This window comes from Roseateles sp. P5_D6, from assembly GCF_054049415.1.
Genome location: NZ_JBFUMK010000013.1, coordinates 81724 through 97618 on the forward strand (window position 1 = coordinate 81724; position 15895 = coordinate 97618).

Sequence of the window (15895 nt, forward strand, 5' to 3'; positions counted from 1 at the left end):
AGTCCCTAGGTCGGAATTGAACGGCTTTGCCCCCGTTTATCCCGCTCATGTTTTCGGAGCTGCTCCAGACAATTTGCGAGAAGAGCCATCCCGGCCCTTCAGCTCGAAAGCAACCTCGAAAGAGGCCCCCAGATGTTGAACCGATTGACAGACACGCTGAACTTCCAGACCCAGGCGCTCACGCTGCGGGCGGAGCGTCAGCGCCAGCTCGCCAGCAACATCGCCAACGCCGACACGCCAGGCTATCAGGCTCGCGACATGGACTTCGCCAAGGCCCTGCGTGAAGCCACCGGCGAGATCGGCACGCCCGGCGCTCTTGCCGCAACGCAGCGCGGCCACATCGCGCCGCTGGCCGGTGCGCGCGGCGAGAGCGGCAAGGAATACGCGCTGCAGTCCCAGACCAGCCTGGACAGCAACGGTGTCGACATGGACCGCGAGCGTGCCAGCTTCGCGGACAACTCGGTGAAGTACGAGGCGACGCTGCGCTTCATCAACGGCGCCGTACGCACGACGCTGGATGCGATGAAGTCGCACAACCAGAGCTGAGGAGGACTGAACCATGTCCATGTTCCAGATCTTTCACGTCGCCGGCAGCGCGGTCAGCGCGCAGAGCCAGCGCCTCAACGTCGTGGCCAGCAACCTGGCCAATGCCGACACCGTGGCCGGCCCGGACGGCCAGGCCTACAAGGCGCGCCAGGTCGTCTTCCAGACCCAATTGATGGGCGCCGGCAACGACAGCGGCAGCGCCGGCGTGCGCGTGACCAGCGTCACCGAGGACCAGACCCCCGGCCGCCGCGTGCACGACCCCAAGCATCCGCAGGCCGATGCCGATGGCTATGTGACCTATTCCAACGTGAACCCGGTGGAAGAGATGGTCAACATGATCTCGGCGTCGCGCTCCTACCAGAACAACATCGAGGTGATGAGCACGGCCAAGAACCTGCTGCTCAAGACCTTGCAACTCGGCCAGTCCTGACCGCTGAAAGCCCGCTATGGACATCACCGCACTCAACGGCAGCACGACGGGCACGCCCACCGTTTCCGCCAAGAACGCCGCCGAAACCCAGGACCGCTTCCTGAAGCTGCTCGTCGCGCAGATGAACAACCAGGACCCGCTCAACCCGATGGACAACGCGCAGGTGACGAGCCAGATGGCGCAGATCCAGCAGGTGACGAGCCTGTCCACGCTGGACACCAGCATCAAGAGCCTGGGCGGCCAGCTCGGCCAGATGCAGGCCCTGCAGTCCATCTCGCTGGTGGGCCGCGAGGTCAGCGTGCCCAGCGACAAGATCCAAGTCGAGAACGGTGCTGCCGACGGCAGCTACGAGCTCGACGGCGCGGCCCAGACCGTGAAGCTGGAAATCCTCGGCGGGGCCGGCAATGTCATCGACACCGTGCAGCTGGGTGCCCAGGGCTCGGGCCGCCAGACCTTCTCCTGGCCCGCCGGCACCAAGGTGCCTGAGGGCACTGAAGTCAAGTACCGCATCACCGCAGCCAACGGCGCCAAGGCCGTCACGTCCACGCTCTACGCCCACGACAAGGTGGACGCCGTCTACAGCGAGAACGGCAGCCTCAAGCTCAATCTCGAACGCCTCGGCCCCGTGGACTACACGGCCGTCTCCTCGGTCAACTGATCACCTCTCCCGCAAGCAAGGACTCCCCATGAGCTTCCAGCAAGGCCTTTCCGGGCTCAATGCCGCCTCCAAGAACCTGGACGTCATCGGCAACAACATCGCCAACTCCGGCACCTTTGGCGCCAAGGGTTCGCGGGCCGAGTTCTCCGACGTCTACGCCGCCGCGCTGAACGGCGCCGGCGCCAACCAGGTCGGCATCGGCACCAGCCTGCAGTCCGTCGCCCAGCAGTTCACCCAGGGCAATATCACGACGACCGAAAACCCGATGGACCTCGCCATCAACGGCGGCGGCTTCTTCCAGGTCAGCGACGGCGTGAACCCGACGCGCTACACCCGCAACGGCCAGTTCAAGGTCAGCAAGGATGGCTTCATCGTCAATAACGAGGGCCTCAAGCTGATGGGCTATCCGGCCAATGGCGCGGGTGTCATCCAACCCGGCACGGCCCAACCGCTGCAGCTGCCCACCGGCGGCATCCCGCCCGCCGTGACGACCAAGGTCAGCATGGAGCTCAACCTCGACTCCCGCCTGAAGGCCACCGCCCCCGGTGGCGGCACGGGCACCGGCATGGACCTGAAGGACAGCGCGACCTACAACAACGCGACGTCCATGACGGCCTACGACGCCAAGGGCCAGGACGTCGCCGTGACCTTCTACTTCCAGCGCGCGACCGACCCCAGTGGCGCCGTGCCGCCCAACGACGTCTGGAACGTCTACGCGACTGCCAACGGCACGCCCTTCGATACCGATGCTTCTGGCAACGCCATCCCGCTGGACGCCAACGGCAACCCGACGATCCCCTACACCACCGTCACCTTCCCGCCCACCGGCGGCGCGCCTTCGGCCATCGCCGGCAGCGCGACGACACCGCCCGGCGCGATCTCTATGTCCGTGCCGGCCGGCACCAGCACGCGCGGCAACCCGACGCTGGCGATTCCCGGTATCCAGCTCAACCTGACCGGCGCGACCGAGAACGGCAGCAGCTTCGCGGTGACCAACCTGACCCAGGACGGCTATGCCCCGGGCCAGCTGACCGGCATCCAGGTCGCCAACGACGGCATCGTCCAGGCCCGCTATTCCAACGGCCAGAGCAAGCCGGCCGGCCAGGTTGAGCTCGCCAGCTTCCGCAACCCGCAAGGCCTGCAGACCATGGGCGGCAACGTCTGGATCCGCACCGTCTCCTCGGGTGACGCGGTCGTCGGCGTGCCGGGCGACGGCAACATGGGCGCGCTGCAGTCCGGCGCGCTGGAGGAAAGCAACGTCGACCTGACCGCCGAGCTCGTCAACATGGTGACGGCCCAGCGCGCCTACCAGGCCAATGCGCAGACGATCAAGACGCAGGACCAGGTCCTGCAGACCATCGTCAACCTGCGCTGATCACGACGACTGAGGACGCGCGATGGACCGCATGATCTACCTCTCGATGGCGGGCGCGAAGGCGGCCATGCAACGGCAGGACGTGCTCTCGCACAATCTTGCCAACGTCACCACGAATGGTTTTCGGGCGGAACTGCAGGCCTTTCGCGCCGTGCCGGTGCGCGGCGACGGCGCCTCCACGCGCGCCTTCGCGCTGGAGACCACCATCGGCTACAACGACGCCCAGGGGCCGCTCACGCCGACCGGCCGCAACCTCGACGTTGCCATGCAGGGCAATGCCTGGCTGGCCGTGCAGGCCAATGACGGCACCGAGGCCTACACCCGTGCCGGCTCGCTGGACGTGAACGCCGAAGGCATCCTCGTCATGCGCAACGGCATGCCGGTGCTGGGCGACGGCGGGCCGATCAACGTGCCAGCCAACAGCGAGGTGGCCATCGGCAGCGACGGCACCGTCAGTGCCAAGGCACCGAACCAGAAACCGACCACGGTGGGCCGGCTCAAGCTCGTCACGCCCGAAGCGGCCAACCAACTCACGCGTGGCGACGACGGCCTGTTCCGCGCTCTAGAGGGCGACCTTCCTGCCAACCAGGCCGCCCGCCTGCAGGACGGCGCGCTGGAAGGCTCCAACGTCAGCCCAGTCGAGACCATGGTCGCCATGATCGCCGCGGGCCGCCAGTTCGAGCAGCAGATGAAGCTCTTGCAGATCGCGCAGACCCAGGGTCAGCAGTCCGCCAAACTTTTAGGGAGTACCTGACCATGATGCGCTCACTCTGGATCGCCAAGACCGGCATGGAAGCCCAGCAGACCCAGCTGGACAACATCTCGCACAACCTCGCCAACGTCGCCACCAATGGCTACAAGCGCTCGCACGCCGTCTTCGAGGACCTGATCTACCAGAACATGCGCCAGGCCGGTGCCAACAGCACCGACCAGACCACTTTGCCCACCGGCCTGCAGGTCGGCCTGGGCGTGCGCCCGGTGGCCACGGCCCGCATCTACACGCAGGGCAATCTGCAGCAGACCAGCAACAACCTGGACCTGGCCATCAAGGGCGACGGTTTCTTCCAGATCCAGCAGCCCGATGGCACGACCGCCTACACGCGCGACGGGTCTTTCCAGCTCAATGCCAATGGCCAGATGGTCACCAACAACGGCTACACGCTGCTGCCCGGCATCACCATTCCCGCCAACGCTCAGAGCCTGACCATCGGCAACGACGGCACCGTCAGCGTCACGCTGCCCGGCCAGGCCGCGGCGCAGACCGTCGGCCAGCTGCAGCTCGCCACCTTCGTCAATCCGGCCGGCCTGGACCCCAAGGGCCAGAACCTGTTCACCGAGACGGCCGCCAGCGGCACACCCAACACCGGCGCGCCCAACAACAACGGCATTGGCGCGGTGCAACAGGGCTTCGTCGAGACCTCCAACGTCAACGTCGTCGAGGAACTGGTGCAGATGATCCAGACCCAGCGCGCCTACGAACTCAATTCCAAGGCCGTGCAGACCTCCGACCAGATGCTGCAGAAGCTCGCCCAGATCTAAGGCAATCGCCATGAAGTACCTCGCCCTGATCGCCATCGCCATCCCTGCCTTGCTCACCGGCTGCGCCACGCCCTATCCCGAGCCCCAGGTCGAATTGGCCCACACGCCGGTCGTCAACCTGCCGCCGGTGCAGGCCATGGCGCCCACCAATGGCTCCATTTACCAGGCCGCTGCCTACCGCCCGCTGTTCGAGGACCACCGCGCCCGCCTCGTCGGCGACACGCTGACGGTCAACATCACCGAACGCGTCTCGGCTTCGCAGACGAGCACCAGCGAGCTGAGCAAGACGGGCAGCCTGTCGGCCGGCATCACCGCGGTGCCGGGCATCTCGCCCAAGGCATTCGGCAGGGCCAGCGCCGAGGCCACATCGGCCAATGACAACAAGGGCAAGGGCAGCAACCAGAACACCAACGAGTTCACCGGCGCCATCACGGCCGTCGTCACCGGCGTGCTGCCCAACGGCCATCTGATGATCAGCGGCGAAAAGCAGATCGGCGTGAACCGCAATGTCGACGTGCTGCGCTTCTCCGGCCAGGTCGATCCGCGCATGATTGCCCAGGGCAATGCGGTGCCGTCGACCTCGGTCGCCAACGTGCGCATCGAGCAGCGCGGCCGCGGCGCGGCGGCGGATGCCCACGCCGTGGGCTGGCTGTCGCGCTTCTTCCTGAACCTCGCGCCGAGCTGACTCACACCGCCGCCCGTCCCTTGCGCCTAACATCGGCGCAAAGGGAGAAGAAAAAGCGCGCGGCGGGGTGAGGGACATGGAGTTGTGGCGGCGTCGTGAAGCCGGCCTGGCAGTTCTGGCCTGGCTGCCGCTGGCAGCGGCGGCCGCGCCGCCCCTGCGCTTTGCCACCGATGCCAATGATCAGAGTGGCCTGTCGCCAGCCGTCCGCACACTGCTGAGGCACGCCTTGGCTTCGCTGGGCCATGAGGTGCAGTTCGAACCACTGCCTCTGCGCCGCTCGCTGGTCATGACCGAGCAAGGCCTGCTGGATGGCGAAACCATGCGCATCCGCGCCGTCGCCGAAGAACATCCCACGATGCTGCTCGTGCCGGTGCCACTGGCCACGATGGAGGTGCGGGGCTATGTGCGGCGCGGCGAAGCCATGCCGACCGACCTGAATTCGCTGACGGCCTGGCGGGTCGGCTATCCGCGTGGCGTCATTGCGCTGGAGAAGCTGCTGGCCGACGCGCCACGCCGTGTCGACGCCACCACCCGGCAAGATCTGCTGCGCCTCTTGCGCCTTGGCACCATCGATCTGGCCTTGTTTGCGTCGATGGCCGGCGAGCCCGACATCGACACCGACCAGACCGACGGCCTCGTCAGGCTGCCCGCCGCACTGCACTCGACGCCGCTCTACGCGCTGCTGAACGGCCGCCACCGGGCATTGCTACCACAGCTGACCAAGGCGTTGCAGCAGATGGAGGCCAGCGGCGAGTCCGCCAGGCTGCGTAGCACGGCCTGGGCGGCGAGCGCCGTCAAGCCCTGACGGACTCGAGGTAGTCCACGGCCAGATTGGCCAGTGCGCGCACGCCCACCTCCAGCCCGCGCTCATCGACGATGAAGCGCGGCGAGTGGTTGGAGTAGGCCTTGGTCGGCTCGATCTCCGGCGGCGTCACGCCGACAAAGAAGAAGAGGCCAGGGATCAGGCGCTGGAAGAAGGAGAAGTCCTCTGCGCCCGTTGCCTTGGGCACGACCTCGATGCCCATGGGCCTCGGACCGGTGCTGGCGACGCGGGTCAGCGTCGGCACCATCTGCTCGGTCAGCACCGGGTCGTTGCGCGTGACCGGGTAATTGCGCGTGATGCAGACCTTGCACGTCGCGCGTGACGCGGCCGAAATGCCCTCGGCCAACTGGGTCACGCGCTCATGGATGGCCTCGCGCATGCCCTCGTCGAAGCTGCGGATCGTGCCGCGCATCTCGACGGAGTCCGGGATGATGTTCTCGCGCACGCCGCCCTTGATCGCGCCGATGGTCACGACCGCCGGCTCGCGGTTCAGGTCGAGCGTGCGGCTGACGATGGTCTGCAGGCCCAGCACGATCTGCGCCGACGTGACGATGGGATCGATGCCCAGCCAGGGCGCGGCGCCATGGGTCTGCTTGCCCTGCACGGTGATCTTGAGCTTGTCGCTGCTCGCCATCGTCGGCCCCGGGCGGTAGCCGATCACGCCAGCCTGCTGGCGCGAGGTGACATGCAGGCCGAAGATGGCGCTGGGCGTCGGGCTCTCCAGCACGCCTTCCTTGATCATCAGCGCCGCCCCGCCCTCCTCGCCTTCGGGGGGCATCTCCTCGGCCGGCTGGAAGATGAATTTGATCGTGCCGGGAAGGTCGGCGCGCAGACTGGCCAGGATGCTGGCCACGCCCATCAGGATGGCGACGTGGCAGTCATGCCCGCAGGCATGCATGACGCCGACCTCCTCACCGTTCCATACCGCGCGAGCCTTGGATGCGAACGGCAGCTCCACTTCTTCGGTGACCGGCAGGCCATCCATGTCGGCCCGCAGCGCGACAACACCACCGGCCAGGCCGCCCTTGAGCAGCCCGACGACACCCGTGTGGGCGACGCCCGTCTTGACCTCGTCAAAGCCCAGGCTGCGCAGATGCTCGGCGACGACGGACGCGGTGCGGAATTCGCGGTTGCCGAGCTCGGGGTGCTGGTGCAGGTCGCGTCGCCAGGCGATGACCTGGGGCTCCAGGGCCGCTGTCAGCGCGGCGATGCGCTCGCTAAAAGGAGGCTGGGGGCTCATGAAAGCCATGGTAGACCTGTGCGGCCCGGGTGTGTGCTGGCGGCGTCTCAGCGATCCAACAGGCGCCCTATCCGTGTAAAGCGACGTTTCAGATCCAACCACTGCTTGCCGCGCGAGCGGTCGATGCGCTTCACGTCGATGAGCGTGTAACCGCCGCAGCCCGTCAGTGTGTGCAGGCCGGCCTGGTGGCTGTCGCTGACCAGATCGCCGGTCAGCCGCTCCAGGCTCGCCTCGATCTCGACCTGCCCGGGCGTCAGACGCGGAAAACGCAGCAGGCGGGTCGCGCCGCCATAGCCGGTCGAACTGTCCTGCACCGGAAGCATCAGCACGCCGTCACGGCCGATGAAGGGCCGGCCCGCCGGGCGGGCGCCTTCGCGGTTCACGCGCACCGGGTTGGCGGCCAGTGGCACCCAGGGCCCGAACAATGCCGGCGCATGGGCCATGTGCAGTTCACGCTGGTCGCGCGCTCCCGGCCCGACCAGGGTGTAGAACATCCACCAGTGTCCCTCATGCTCGATGATGGACGCATCCGCCCCGGGCAGGCCGCCCAGCAAGGCGCATTCGCGTTCCCAGTGATTGAGGGACCTGTCGCAGGCGCGGTAGAGGGCGATCTCACCGGCCTGGTAGCTCTCCGGCACCATCCAGGTTTCGCCGTCGTGCTCGAAGACCTGGGGATAGGACAGGTGGAAGGGCCGGTCCAGCACCGTCGACTGGCGGCGCCAGGCCAGGTCGGGGAGGCCGAACTCGTGGCGCTCGATGGTGGCACGCTTGACGCGGTAGTCGAAGGCCTCGACGAACACGTGCAGGGCGTCTCCACGTACCAGGCCGAAAGGGTCGGCCAGGTAACGCCAGCGGCCGGCATCGGGCAACCATGTGATGCGCTCCCGCGCGGCGCTCAGCCGGCGGGCATCGATGTCTTCAATGGGAACAGGGACGATGCCGACCTGCCAGAAGTCGGTGCGCGGCCGCTTGAACATCAAACGTGCCAGGCGGCGTGAGCTTCATCCTCAGCGTCGAAGCCCCTGGCCCGGGCAGCCCGATGGAGCATCACGTCGCGATAAAAGCCCAGCGTGCGGGCAACCGCATTGGTGCGATCGTAGGCCGCCGTCGCGTAACGCACGCTGCGCTCCTGAGGAAGCAGGCTGCGCAGCCGGACCAGTTCCTCGGCCATCGCATGGCCCAGAGCGTGGGCATCACCCACCGGCACCAACCGGGCGGGCTGCCCGGCCAGCATCTCCCGTGGGCCCTGGGTGGCGCTGGACAGCACGGCGCACCCGGCGCGCATGGCCTCCAGGATGGCGAGCGGAAAAGCCTCCTCACGCGACGGTGACACGAAGAGATCGAAGGATTTCAAYGCCTGATCAACATCGCTGCGAAAACCCAGCAGGCGCACACGCGAGTCGCCCGCAGCCAGTTCCTTCAGCGCGGCCTCGTCCGGCCCTTCGCCCAGGATGGCCAGCACGGCATCGGCCGGTGCATGAGCCCTGAAGCCGGCGATCAGCAAGTCCATGCCCTTGCTGCGGTGCAGGCGGCCCACGCTGCCGACCAGCAGCTGGCCGGGTGCCAGACCGAGCTCGGCGCGCAGATCGGTGTGACGGGCGGCGGCCGCGGCGTCGCGCTCCGGCGCCCAGTTGTAGATGACGCTGGCCAGCGCTTCACGCTCAGGCAGGCTCTCGTACTGGGCGCGATTCACGCAGATGAGGCCGTCCATGCGTGCATGGTGATGAGCCTTGTAGCCGACGTGCAGGGTGCCGACGCGGGTCGAAGGCCGGGCGTGCGCGACGGCCTTGCAGGCCGGGCCGAGATGGCCATGGCAGACATCGGCCGCCAGCCGGCGCGCCAGGTTGGCCACTCGCCAGCCGCGCAGCAGCGGCAGTTTCAGCCCGTGGAAGCGCACCGCGGGAGCCAACGCAGCGGCAACAACGGAATTGGCCGTGCCAATGACGTGGACACGATGGCCCAGCGCGGCCTGGGCATTGGCGAGGTCGATGCAATGCCGCTCACCGCCCGCGATGCGGGATGAAAACACGACATGAACCAGGGTCAACGGTTCGAAGGGCGGGGGCATGGCAGGTCTTGCAACTGAATGCAGCTCGAATCGGCAAGCAAAACTTTACCGATATACACATTCAGAAACCTGTCACCGCCCCTCCGCAAACGGGTGCCGCTAAGCTCCCAATTGCTCTCAAACGTCCGCAATTGGCGGGAATGCGGGAAAACGTTTAGCAGTCCCGGGGAGCCGGCGGAGACATCGCGGCCTCGGTCTATCTACGGCGGGCCGGAAGTCGGGATTGACAGGATCTCACGCACGCAGGTCCAAGGGCTTAGCCGGACCTTGCAGACGGCAACGGAAAATGCCCGACCAAGCGGTCGGGCATCCATGTCCGGATTGCCCCGACAGGGCTGCAGGGCTCAGCGCATCTTGCTGACCCACTCGTTGCGCTGCTCGTCGTAGCGATACATCATCAAAAAGCGCAGCGTCTCCATGTTGACCTGCTCGCGCGTCAGCGTGCTCATGTCGCGCGGCGCCTTGATCGGCACCCAGCTGCCGACGGTGTCGTCGTAGACATTCATGCGCAGGAACTGGTCGCGCATCGCCAGAACCTCGGCACGCGACATGACACCCTTGGGCGGCTCCATGCCGGACTTCAGCACCCACATGCCGGTGAGTTCGTCCCAGCGCATCAGGGCCAGGAAGGTGTCGCGCTCCATCTTGACCTGTTCGCGGGTCAGGCCCTGGGCCTGACTGGGGGCAGAAAAGGCAGCAAGCGAGGTGGCCAGCACGAGGGTCAGCAGGGAAAGGCGTGTCATGTCAGTCTCCAAAAGGGACGGTGGAAGAGAGGTTGCTGTGCTGACTGGGCGCCTCAGTGCTCACAGGTGGTGAGTGGTCGGGCGAAGGTCGCCGGCCTTACAGCCTCGGCGGGGTGTGAAAAATACCCGCGGCTCATGGCGGCCACGACCAATGGTTCAGAAAAGCGGGGCTGACCGCGCCCTTTTCGTCGGCTTCGCGGGCTCAAGGATCCGCAGAATCGGTCGAGTGAAGTACCTGCAAGCCCTCCTCCTCAGCCTGGCCGTCGTGCTGGCGCCCGTTGCCCCTGCCCATGCCGCGCGCATCAAGGAGGTCGCCTCGGTCGCCGGCGTGCGTTCCAACCCTTTGACCGGCTACGGCTTGATCGTTGGTCTGGACGGCACGGGCGACCAGACGACGCAGGCGCCCTTCACCGGCCAGAGCCTGACGGCGATGCTGCAGCAGTTCGGCGTGCTGCTGCCCCAGGGCGTCACGATGCAGCCGCGCAATATCGCCGCCGTCATGGTGACGGCCTCGCTGCCGCCTTTTGCCCAGCCCGGCCAGCAGCTGGACATCAACGTCTCTTCCATCGGCAATGCCAAGAGCCTGCGCGGCGGCACGCTGATCGCCACGCCCCTGCGCGGCGCCGATGGCCAGATCTATGCCATCGCCCAGGGCAACCTCGTGGTCGGCGGCGCAGGCGCTTCCGCCGGCGGCTCCAAGGTGCAGATCAACCACCTCAGCGCCGGCCGCATCCCGGCAGGCGCCCTCGTCGAGCGCTCGGTACCCACGCCCCTGTCCCAGGGCGACAGCATCCAGCTCGACCTGAACAGCAGCGACTACGCCACCGCGCGCGCCGTCGCCCAGGCCATCAACAAGGCCAAGGGCGCGGGCATCGCCCAGGCGCTGGACGGCCGTGTCGTGCGCGTGAAGGCGCCGTCCACGCCCGACGAACGCGTCGGCTTCCTGGCCGACGTCGAGAACCTCGCCATCGACATGGCGACGCCCGCGGCCCGCATCGTCATCAATGCGCGCACCGGCTCCATCGTCATGAACCAGGCCGTCACGCTGTCTTCCTGCGCCGTCGCGCACGGCAGCCTGTCGGTGACCATCAGCTCCACGCCCATCATCAGCCAGCCCAACGCACTGTCCGGCGGTCAGACGACGGTGGCCGAGAAGGCCGACATCTCCATCCGCCAGGAGCCCGGCAGCCTCATCCAGCTGGCCGCCGGCGCGCGCCTGGCGGACGTGGTCAAGGCCCTGAACTCCCTCGGCGCGACACCTCAGGATCTGCTCGCCATCCTGCAGGCCATGAAGAGTGCGGGCGCCCTCAACGCCGAGCTCGAGGTGATCTGATGTCGTCGTCGTTCCAGTCCATTTCCGGCCAGAGCCTGGGCAGCCTTGATGCGCTCAAGGCGCAGGCCTCGCGCGACCCCAAGGCGAGCATCCGTGAGACGGCCAAGCAGTTTGAGTCGCTCTTCATGCAGGAAGTCATGAAGAGCATGCGCGCGTCCACCCTGTCCAGCGGCATGCTGGACAACAACGCGACCCAGCTCGGCACCGAAATGCTGGACACGCAGTTCGCCGGCAAGATGAGCGGCCTCCCCGGCGGCCTGTCGGAGGCGATCCAGAAGCAGCTGCAGCGCCAGATGGGCATCCAGGACCTGTCGCCCGAGAACATCAAGAAGAACAGCCAGACGACGCTGGCCCAGGCCCTGCCGGCCCTGGCCACCAAGGGCATCCCCAACCACGTGCAGGGCTTCATCCAAAAGCACGATGCCGCGGCCCGCGCCGCGTCAACCGCCACCGGCATCCCGGCCAGCTTCATGGTGGCCCAGGCCGCCCACGAGAGCGGCTGGGGCAAGCGCGAGATCACCGGCGCCGACGGCACGCCTTCGCACAACGTCTTTGGCATCAAGGCCACGCCGGGCTGGAAGGGCAAGACCGTCGACGTGAAGACGACCGAGGTCATCAATGGCCAGGCCGTCAAGGTCACGGCCAAGTTCCGCGCCTACGGCAGCTACGACGAGGCTTTCAAGGACTACGCCAAGCTGATCAGCGGCAACGACCGTTATGCCAAGGTCGTGGCGCAAGCCCAGAACGGCAATGCCGCCGGCTTTGCCCGCGGCCTGCAGCAAGCGGGTTACGCCACCGACCCGGCCTATGCCGAGAAGCTGGCGAAGACCATCCAAACCACCCAGCGCGTGCAGAGCACGCTCATGGCCTGATATGACGCCCCTCGCCCAAGAAGAATCTTGGTCGGTCCCCCGCGGGGACGGCGATGCTTGCCGGTTCGACCGGCAAGCACATCGCCAGCGCGGGCCGGCTAGGGAGCGGCCCGGCGCTCGGCCCGCAAATCTGATGCACCGCAACTGCCGCGTGCGCGGAACGGAGAACTGAAATGGCCGGCTTGCTCACTCTCGGCGCCCGCGCGATGTTCGCCAACCAGGCGGCGTTGCAGACCATCGGCCAGAACATTGCCAACGCCAGCACGCCGGGCTATTCGCGCCAGTCCGTGGTGCTGACAACCTCGGCCGGCCAATACACCGGTGCCGGCTTCTTCGGCAAGGGCGTGGACGTGCAGACCGTCGTGCGTTCGCACAACGAGTTCCTGACCAAGGAGGCCGCCTCCTCCAAGGCCACCGCCATGGCCGATTCCACCCGTGCCGAGCAACTGGCGCGCATGGAGAAGATCTTCCCGCCCGGCACCGAGGGCCTGGGCTATGCCGCCAGCCAGTTCCTGAACGCCATGGTCGACGTGACCAGCCGCCCCAACGACCCGTCGGCGCGCCAGGTGGCCCTGGGCCGGGCCAACGAGCTGGCCGTGCGCTTCTCCAACGCCGGCCAGCAGGTCACCGATCTGCAGGCCGGCGTCGTCAGCGACCTCAAGGCCAATGTCGTCGTCGTCAACCAGCTCGCGCAGCAGATCGCCAACATCAACGACCAGATTTCCAAGACCCGCGGCAGCGGCCACACACCCAACGACCTGATGGACCAGCGCGAACGGCTGATCTCGCAGCTCGGTGAGCATGTGGCGGTGACGACGCTGGCCGCCGACGACGACACCGTCGGCGTCTTCATCGGCGGCGGCCAGCGCCTTGTGCTCGGCAACCAGGCCTCGTCGCTGCAGGTCTCGGCCGACGCCTACGACCCGCTGCGCGCCGTGGTGTCGCTGAACGAAGGCGGCCAGAGCCGGCCGCTGGACGAGAGCGTGCTGACCGGCGGCTCGATGACCGCGCTGCTGAGCTTCCAGAACAAGGATCTGCAGGACGCAAAGAACCTGCTGGGCCAGCTCGCAGCCGCCATCGGCACGCGCGTCAACGACCAGAACGCCCTCGGCCTGGACCTGTCCAACCCGCCCGGCAAGGGTGCCGCCATCTTCAGCGTCGCCGTCCCGAACGTGCTGCCGGCGGCCAGCAACCAGCGCACCCCCGGCGGTGGCTTCACCAACGGCGTCGCGGCCAGCATCGTCGACGCCAGCCAGCTGCAGGCCAGCAGCTACAAACTGAGCTCCAGCACGTCCGGCAGCTATGAGCTGACGCGCCTGTCCGACGGGCTGGTGCGCACCGTCAACGACGGCGACACCATCGATGGCTTCAAGATCGTCTTCACCCCTGCAGCGCCGGCCGCGGGTGAGAGCTTCCTCATCGAGCCCGTGGGTTCCGCCGCCGTCAACATGAAGCGCGTGCTGGACGCCCCCACGGGCATCGCTGCCGCGTCGCCGCTGACCGCTTCCACGAACGTCAACAACACCGGCACCCTCAGCGTCGACAGCATCTACGCGGTCAACCAGAACTTCGACCCGACCACGGCGCCCATGACCCTGCAGTTCGGTGCGCCCGATCCGGCCAACGCCAACAATGTGCAGTACACGCTGACGTTGGCCAACGGCAGCGTGCTCAGCGGCATCTGGAGCTCGGGCCAGCCCATCGGCAACCAACCCGCCGCCGGCATCGACCTCGGCTTCGAGCTGCGCACCAACGGCGTGCCGCGCAGCGGCGACAAGATCGCCATCGACCCGACGACCTACACCGCCACGAACAACGGCAACGCCAAGGCCTTCCTCAACATCCAGAGCGAAACCTTCGTCGGCCGCCAGGTGCTGGCTGGCGGCGGCTTCACGCCGGGTTCGACCATCAACGACACCTATGCCGCGGCGATGAGCGACATCGGCGCCCGCGTGCAGAGCGCCAACTACCTGTCCGACGTGTCCACCAGCGTCGCCGGCGATGCCGAGACCAGCCGCGCCGGCCAGGCCGGCGTCAACCTCGACGAGGAAGCCTCGCGGTTGATGCAGTTCCAGCAGGGCTACCAGGCCGCCGCCAAGGTGCTGCAGACAGCCCAGACCCTGTTCGACGAACTGATGCGAATTGCGCAGAGGTAATCCATGAGACTCGCTACCGCCAACCTCTTCGACGCGTCCATCGCCAATCTGCAGCGCCGGCAGAACGCGATGCAGACCCAGCAAGAGCAGCTGACCTCGGGCAAGCGCATCGCCCTGGCCAGCGACGACCCCACCGGCGCTGCGCGCGCCGAGCGGGCTCTGGCCTCCATCGGCCGCGTCGAGGCCAACCAGCGTGCACTGGAGGCCAGCCGCAACAGCATGACCCTGGGCGAATCGGCCCTGGGCGACGCCAACGAGCTGCTGCAGCAGGCCCGTGAAACCATGGTTTCGGCTGGCAATGCCAGCTATTCCGACGCCGAACGCCAGGGGCTGGCCACCAAGCTCAAGGGCATCCGCGACCAGTTGCTGGCCATCGCCAACCGGCCCGACGGCTCCGGCGGCTACATCTTCTCCGGCCAGGGCGCCTCCACCCCACCCTTCCTGGATCAAGCCGGCGGCGTCAGCTACATCGGCGTGCCCGGCAACATCCAGACCGGCAACCTCGACAACTTCCAGCTGACCATCGATGGCCGCGCCTCCTGGGAGCAGGCGGGCAGTGGCAATGGCTCCTTCGAGACGGCGCCGCGCACGCTGACCACCGACCCCACGACCGGCAAGTCCGTCGTGCAGCTGATCGACCCGGCCACCGGCGGCCCGCTGGTCAACGGCATCACCGGCAACGTGGCTTCGGGATGGATCGACAGCGGCCGCACCATCGACCCCAAGCTGCTGACCGGCCATAACTACCGTGTCGACATCGCCGGCGCCACGCCCTCGCAGACCTACACGCTGACCGACACCGACCTCGGCAGCGTCGTCTCCAGCGGCAGCTTCAAGCCGGGCCAGGCCATCACGGGCGACGGCATGGCCTTCACCGTTTCAGGCACGCCGGTCGACGGCGACGCCTTCGCCATCGCCGGCTCCAAGAACGGCCTCAAGGTCTTCGACGTCATCGACAAGGCCATCGCCGACCTCAACACCACGCAGCGCACCCCCACGCAGGTGACCCAGGCCAACACCACCAGCATCCGCGACATCGACGCCGTCATGGGCAATATGCAGAGCATGCGCAGCCAGGTGGGCGAACGTCTGAACAACCTCGACGGCACCGAAAGCCGCCTGGCCGCCTTGAAGCAGTACAGCGCCGAGGAAAAGAGCGCAGCCGAGGATCTGGACATGGTGCAAGGCATTTCCGACTTCCAGAACCAACAGACCGGCTACGAAACGGCGCTCAAGACCTATGCCATGGTCCAGCGCATGACACTGTTCCAGTACATCCAGGGCTAGGCACGCCCCGCTGCACGTGGCTTCAGGACGGCACCGCGCCGTCGGCTCCCATCTCTGGTGTGTCATCGCCTCGAATGAATTCGGTCACGAATCGTCCCGGTAGGGCGGCGGCGCTCGTGGCAGACTGCCGCATTCACCGC

At 67.1% G+C, this 15895-nt stretch carries 16 protein-coding genes; 12 read left to right on the forward strand and 4 right to left on the reverse strand.

The window, feature by feature from the left end:
• Positions 1-132: 132 nt before the first annotated feature.
• From flgB to ACXJKM_RS18360, 8 genes are all read left to right on the forward strand, one after another.
• Positions 133-546 carry a flagellar basal body rod protein FlgB gene (gene flgB, locus ACXJKM_RS18325; protein WP_056199128.1) on the forward strand — a complete coding sequence of 138 codons (414 nt, stop codon included), beginning with the start codon at positions 133-135 and terminating at the stop codon, positions 544-546.
• 13 nt (positions 547-559) lie between these two features.
• Entirely contained in the window at positions 560-976 is a 417-nt protein-coding gene (gene flgC, locus ACXJKM_RS18330) for a flagellar basal body rod protein FlgC (protein ID WP_056199131.1), read from the forward strand.
• 16 nt (positions 977-992) lie between these two features.
• Positions 993-1634, forward strand: a complete 642-nt coding sequence (locus ACXJKM_RS18335; protein ID WP_056199134.1) for a flagellar hook assembly protein FlgD — start codon at positions 993-995, stop codon at positions 1632-1634.
• 28 nt (positions 1635-1662) lie between these two features.
• Entirely contained in the window at positions 1663-3009 is a 1347-nt protein-coding gene (flgE, locus tag ACXJKM_RS18340; RefSeq protein WP_056199137.1) for a flagellar hook protein FlgE, read from the forward strand.
• 22 nt (positions 3010-3031) lie between these two features.
• Positions 3032-3763 (forward strand): flagellar basal-body rod protein FlgF, encoded by a 732-nt coding sequence (gene flgF / locus ACXJKM_RS18345; RefSeq protein ID WP_457354225.1) that lies wholly within the window; start codon positions 3032-3034, stop codon positions 3761-3763.
• Positions 3764-3765: 2 nt separating this feature from the next.
• On the forward strand, positions 3766-4548 hold the full coding sequence (gene flgG / locus ACXJKM_RS18350) for a flagellar basal-body rod protein FlgG (RefSeq protein WP_056199143.1): 783 nt from the start codon (positions 3766-3768) through the stop codon (positions 4546-4548).
• Between the two features lie 10 nt (positions 4549-4558).
• The gene (locus ACXJKM_RS18355) at positions 4559-5233 is read left to right on the forward strand and encodes a flagellar basal body L-ring protein FlgH (protein WP_457354227.1); all 675 of its coding nucleotides are present in this window, start codon (positions 4559-4561) and stop codon (positions 5231-5233) included.
• A gap of 76 nt (positions 5234-5309) precedes the next feature.
• Positions 5310-6038: a type 2 periplasmic-binding domain-containing protein gene (locus ACXJKM_RS18360; protein WP_082532751.1), complete on the forward strand. Its 729-nt coding sequence runs from the start codon at positions 5310-5312 to the stop codon at positions 6036-6038.
• Here ACXJKM_RS18360 and ACXJKM_RS18365 read toward each other — a convergent pair.
• The 4 genes from ACXJKM_RS18365 to ACXJKM_RS18380 all read right to left on the reverse strand — a co-directional run bounded on the left by ACXJKM_RS18365 (position 6028) and on the right by ACXJKM_RS18380 (position 10107).
• Positions 6028-7296, reverse strand: a complete 1269-nt coding sequence (locus ACXJKM_RS18365; RefSeq protein WP_056199154.1) for an amidohydrolase — start codon at positions 7294-7296, stop codon at positions 6028-6030. The genes ACXJKM_RS18360 and ACXJKM_RS18365 overlap by 11 nt on opposite strands.
• A 47-nt stretch (positions 7297-7343) precedes the next feature.
• Positions 7344-8273 (reverse strand): glucosamine inositolphosphorylceramide transferase family protein, encoded by a 930-nt coding sequence (locus ACXJKM_RS18370; RefSeq protein ID WP_457354229.1) that lies wholly within the window; start codon positions 8271-8273, stop codon positions 7344-7346.
• The gene (locus ACXJKM_RS18375; RefSeq protein ID WP_056199160.1) at positions 8273-9364 is read right to left on the reverse strand and encodes a glycosyltransferase; all 1092 of its coding nucleotides are present in this window, start codon (positions 9362-9364) and stop codon (positions 8273-8275) included. The genes ACXJKM_RS18370 and ACXJKM_RS18375 overlap by 1 nt, the downstream gene beginning before the upstream one ends.
• 344 nt (positions 9365-9708) lie before the next feature.
• Positions 9709-10107, reverse strand: a complete 399-nt coding sequence (locus ACXJKM_RS18380; RefSeq protein WP_056199163.1) for a DUF4148 domain-containing protein — start codon at positions 10105-10107, stop codon at positions 9709-9711.
• 151 nt (positions 10108-10258) lie between these two features.
• On the opposite strand from ACXJKM_RS18380, the gene ACXJKM_RS18385 reads away from it, so the two are divergent.
• The 4 genes from ACXJKM_RS18385 to flgL all read left to right on the forward strand — a co-directional run bounded on the left by ACXJKM_RS18385 (position 10259) and on the right by flgL (position 15755).
• Complete coding sequence (locus ACXJKM_RS18385) at positions 10259-11440, forward strand: flagellar basal body P-ring protein FlgI (RefSeq protein WP_457354231.1); 1182 nt, start codon at positions 10259-10261, stop codon at positions 11438-11440.
• The gene (flgJ, locus tag ACXJKM_RS18390; protein WP_457354233.1) at positions 11440-12312 is read left to right on the forward strand and encodes a flagellar assembly peptidoglycan hydrolase FlgJ; all 873 of its coding nucleotides are present in this window, start codon (positions 11440-11442) and stop codon (positions 12310-12312) included. Before ACXJKM_RS18385 ends, flgJ begins: the two co-directional genes overlap by 1 nt.
• Before the next feature lie 173 nt (positions 12313-12485).
• Entirely contained in the window at positions 12486-14468 is a 1983-nt protein-coding gene (gene flgK, locus ACXJKM_RS18395) for a flagellar hook-associated protein FlgK (protein ID WP_457354235.1), read from the forward strand.
• 3 nt (positions 14469-14471) lie between these two features.
• Positions 14472-15755 (forward strand): flagellar hook-associated protein FlgL, encoded by a 1284-nt coding sequence (gene flgL / locus ACXJKM_RS18400; protein ID WP_457354237.1) that lies wholly within the window; start codon positions 14472-14474, stop codon positions 15753-15755.
• The last annotated feature ends 140 nt before the right edge of the window (positions 15756-15895 follow it).

Coding starts and splice junctions, on each gene's coding strand:
- flgB (WP_056199128.1), top strand. CDS start 133: ATGTTGAACCGATTGACAGACACGCTGAACTTCCAGACCCAGGCGCTC.
- flgC (WP_056199131.1), top strand. CDS start 560: ATGTCCATGTTCCAGATCTTTCACGTCGCCGGCAGCGCGGTCAGCGCG.
- ACXJKM_RS18335 (WP_056199134.1), top strand. CDS start 993: ATGGACATCACCGCACTCAACGGCAGCACGACGGGCACGCCCACCGTT.
- flgE (WP_056199137.1), top strand. CDS start 1,663: ATGAGCTTCCAGCAAGGCCTTTCCGGGCTCAATGCCGCCTCCAAGAAC.
- flgF (WP_457354225.1), top strand. CDS start 3,032: ATGGACCGCATGATCTACCTCTCGATGGCGGGCGCGAAGGCGGCCATG.
- flgG (WP_056199143.1), top strand. CDS start 3,766: ATGATGCGCTCACTCTGGATCGCCAAGACCGGCATGGAAGCCCAGCAG.
- ACXJKM_RS18355 (WP_457354227.1), top strand. CDS start 4,559: ATGAAGTACCTCGCCCTGATCGCCATCGCCATCCCTGCCTTGCTCACC.
- ACXJKM_RS18360 (WP_082532751.1), top strand. CDS start 5,310: ATGGAGTTGTGGCGGCGTCGTGAAGCCGGCCTGGCAGTTCTGGCCTGG.
- ACXJKM_RS18365 (WP_056199154.1), bottom strand. CDS start 7,296: ATGAGCCCCCAGCCTCCTTTTAGCGAGCGCATCGCCGCGCTGACAGCG.
- ACXJKM_RS18370 (WP_457354229.1), bottom strand. CDS start 8,273: ATGTTCAAGCGGCCGCGCACCGACTTCTGGCAGGTCGGCATCGTCCCT.
- ACXJKM_RS18380 (WP_056199163.1), bottom strand. CDS start 10,107: ATGACACGCCTTTCCCTGCTGACCCTCGTGCTGGCCACCTCGCTTGCT.
- ACXJKM_RS18385 (WP_457354231.1), top strand. CDS start 10,259: ATGGTTCAGAAAAGCGGGGCTGACCGCGCCCTTTTCGTCGGCTTCGCG.
- flgJ (WP_457354233.1), top strand. CDS start 11,440: ATGTCGTCGTCGTTCCAGTCCATTTCCGGCCAGAGCCTGGGCAGCCTT.
- flgK (WP_457354235.1), top strand. CDS start 12,486: ATGGCCGGCTTGCTCACTCTCGGCGCCCGCGCGATGTTCGCCAACCAG.
- flgL (WP_457354237.1), top strand. CDS start 14,472: ATGAGACTCGCTACCGCCAACCTCTTCGACGCGTCCATCGCCAATCTG.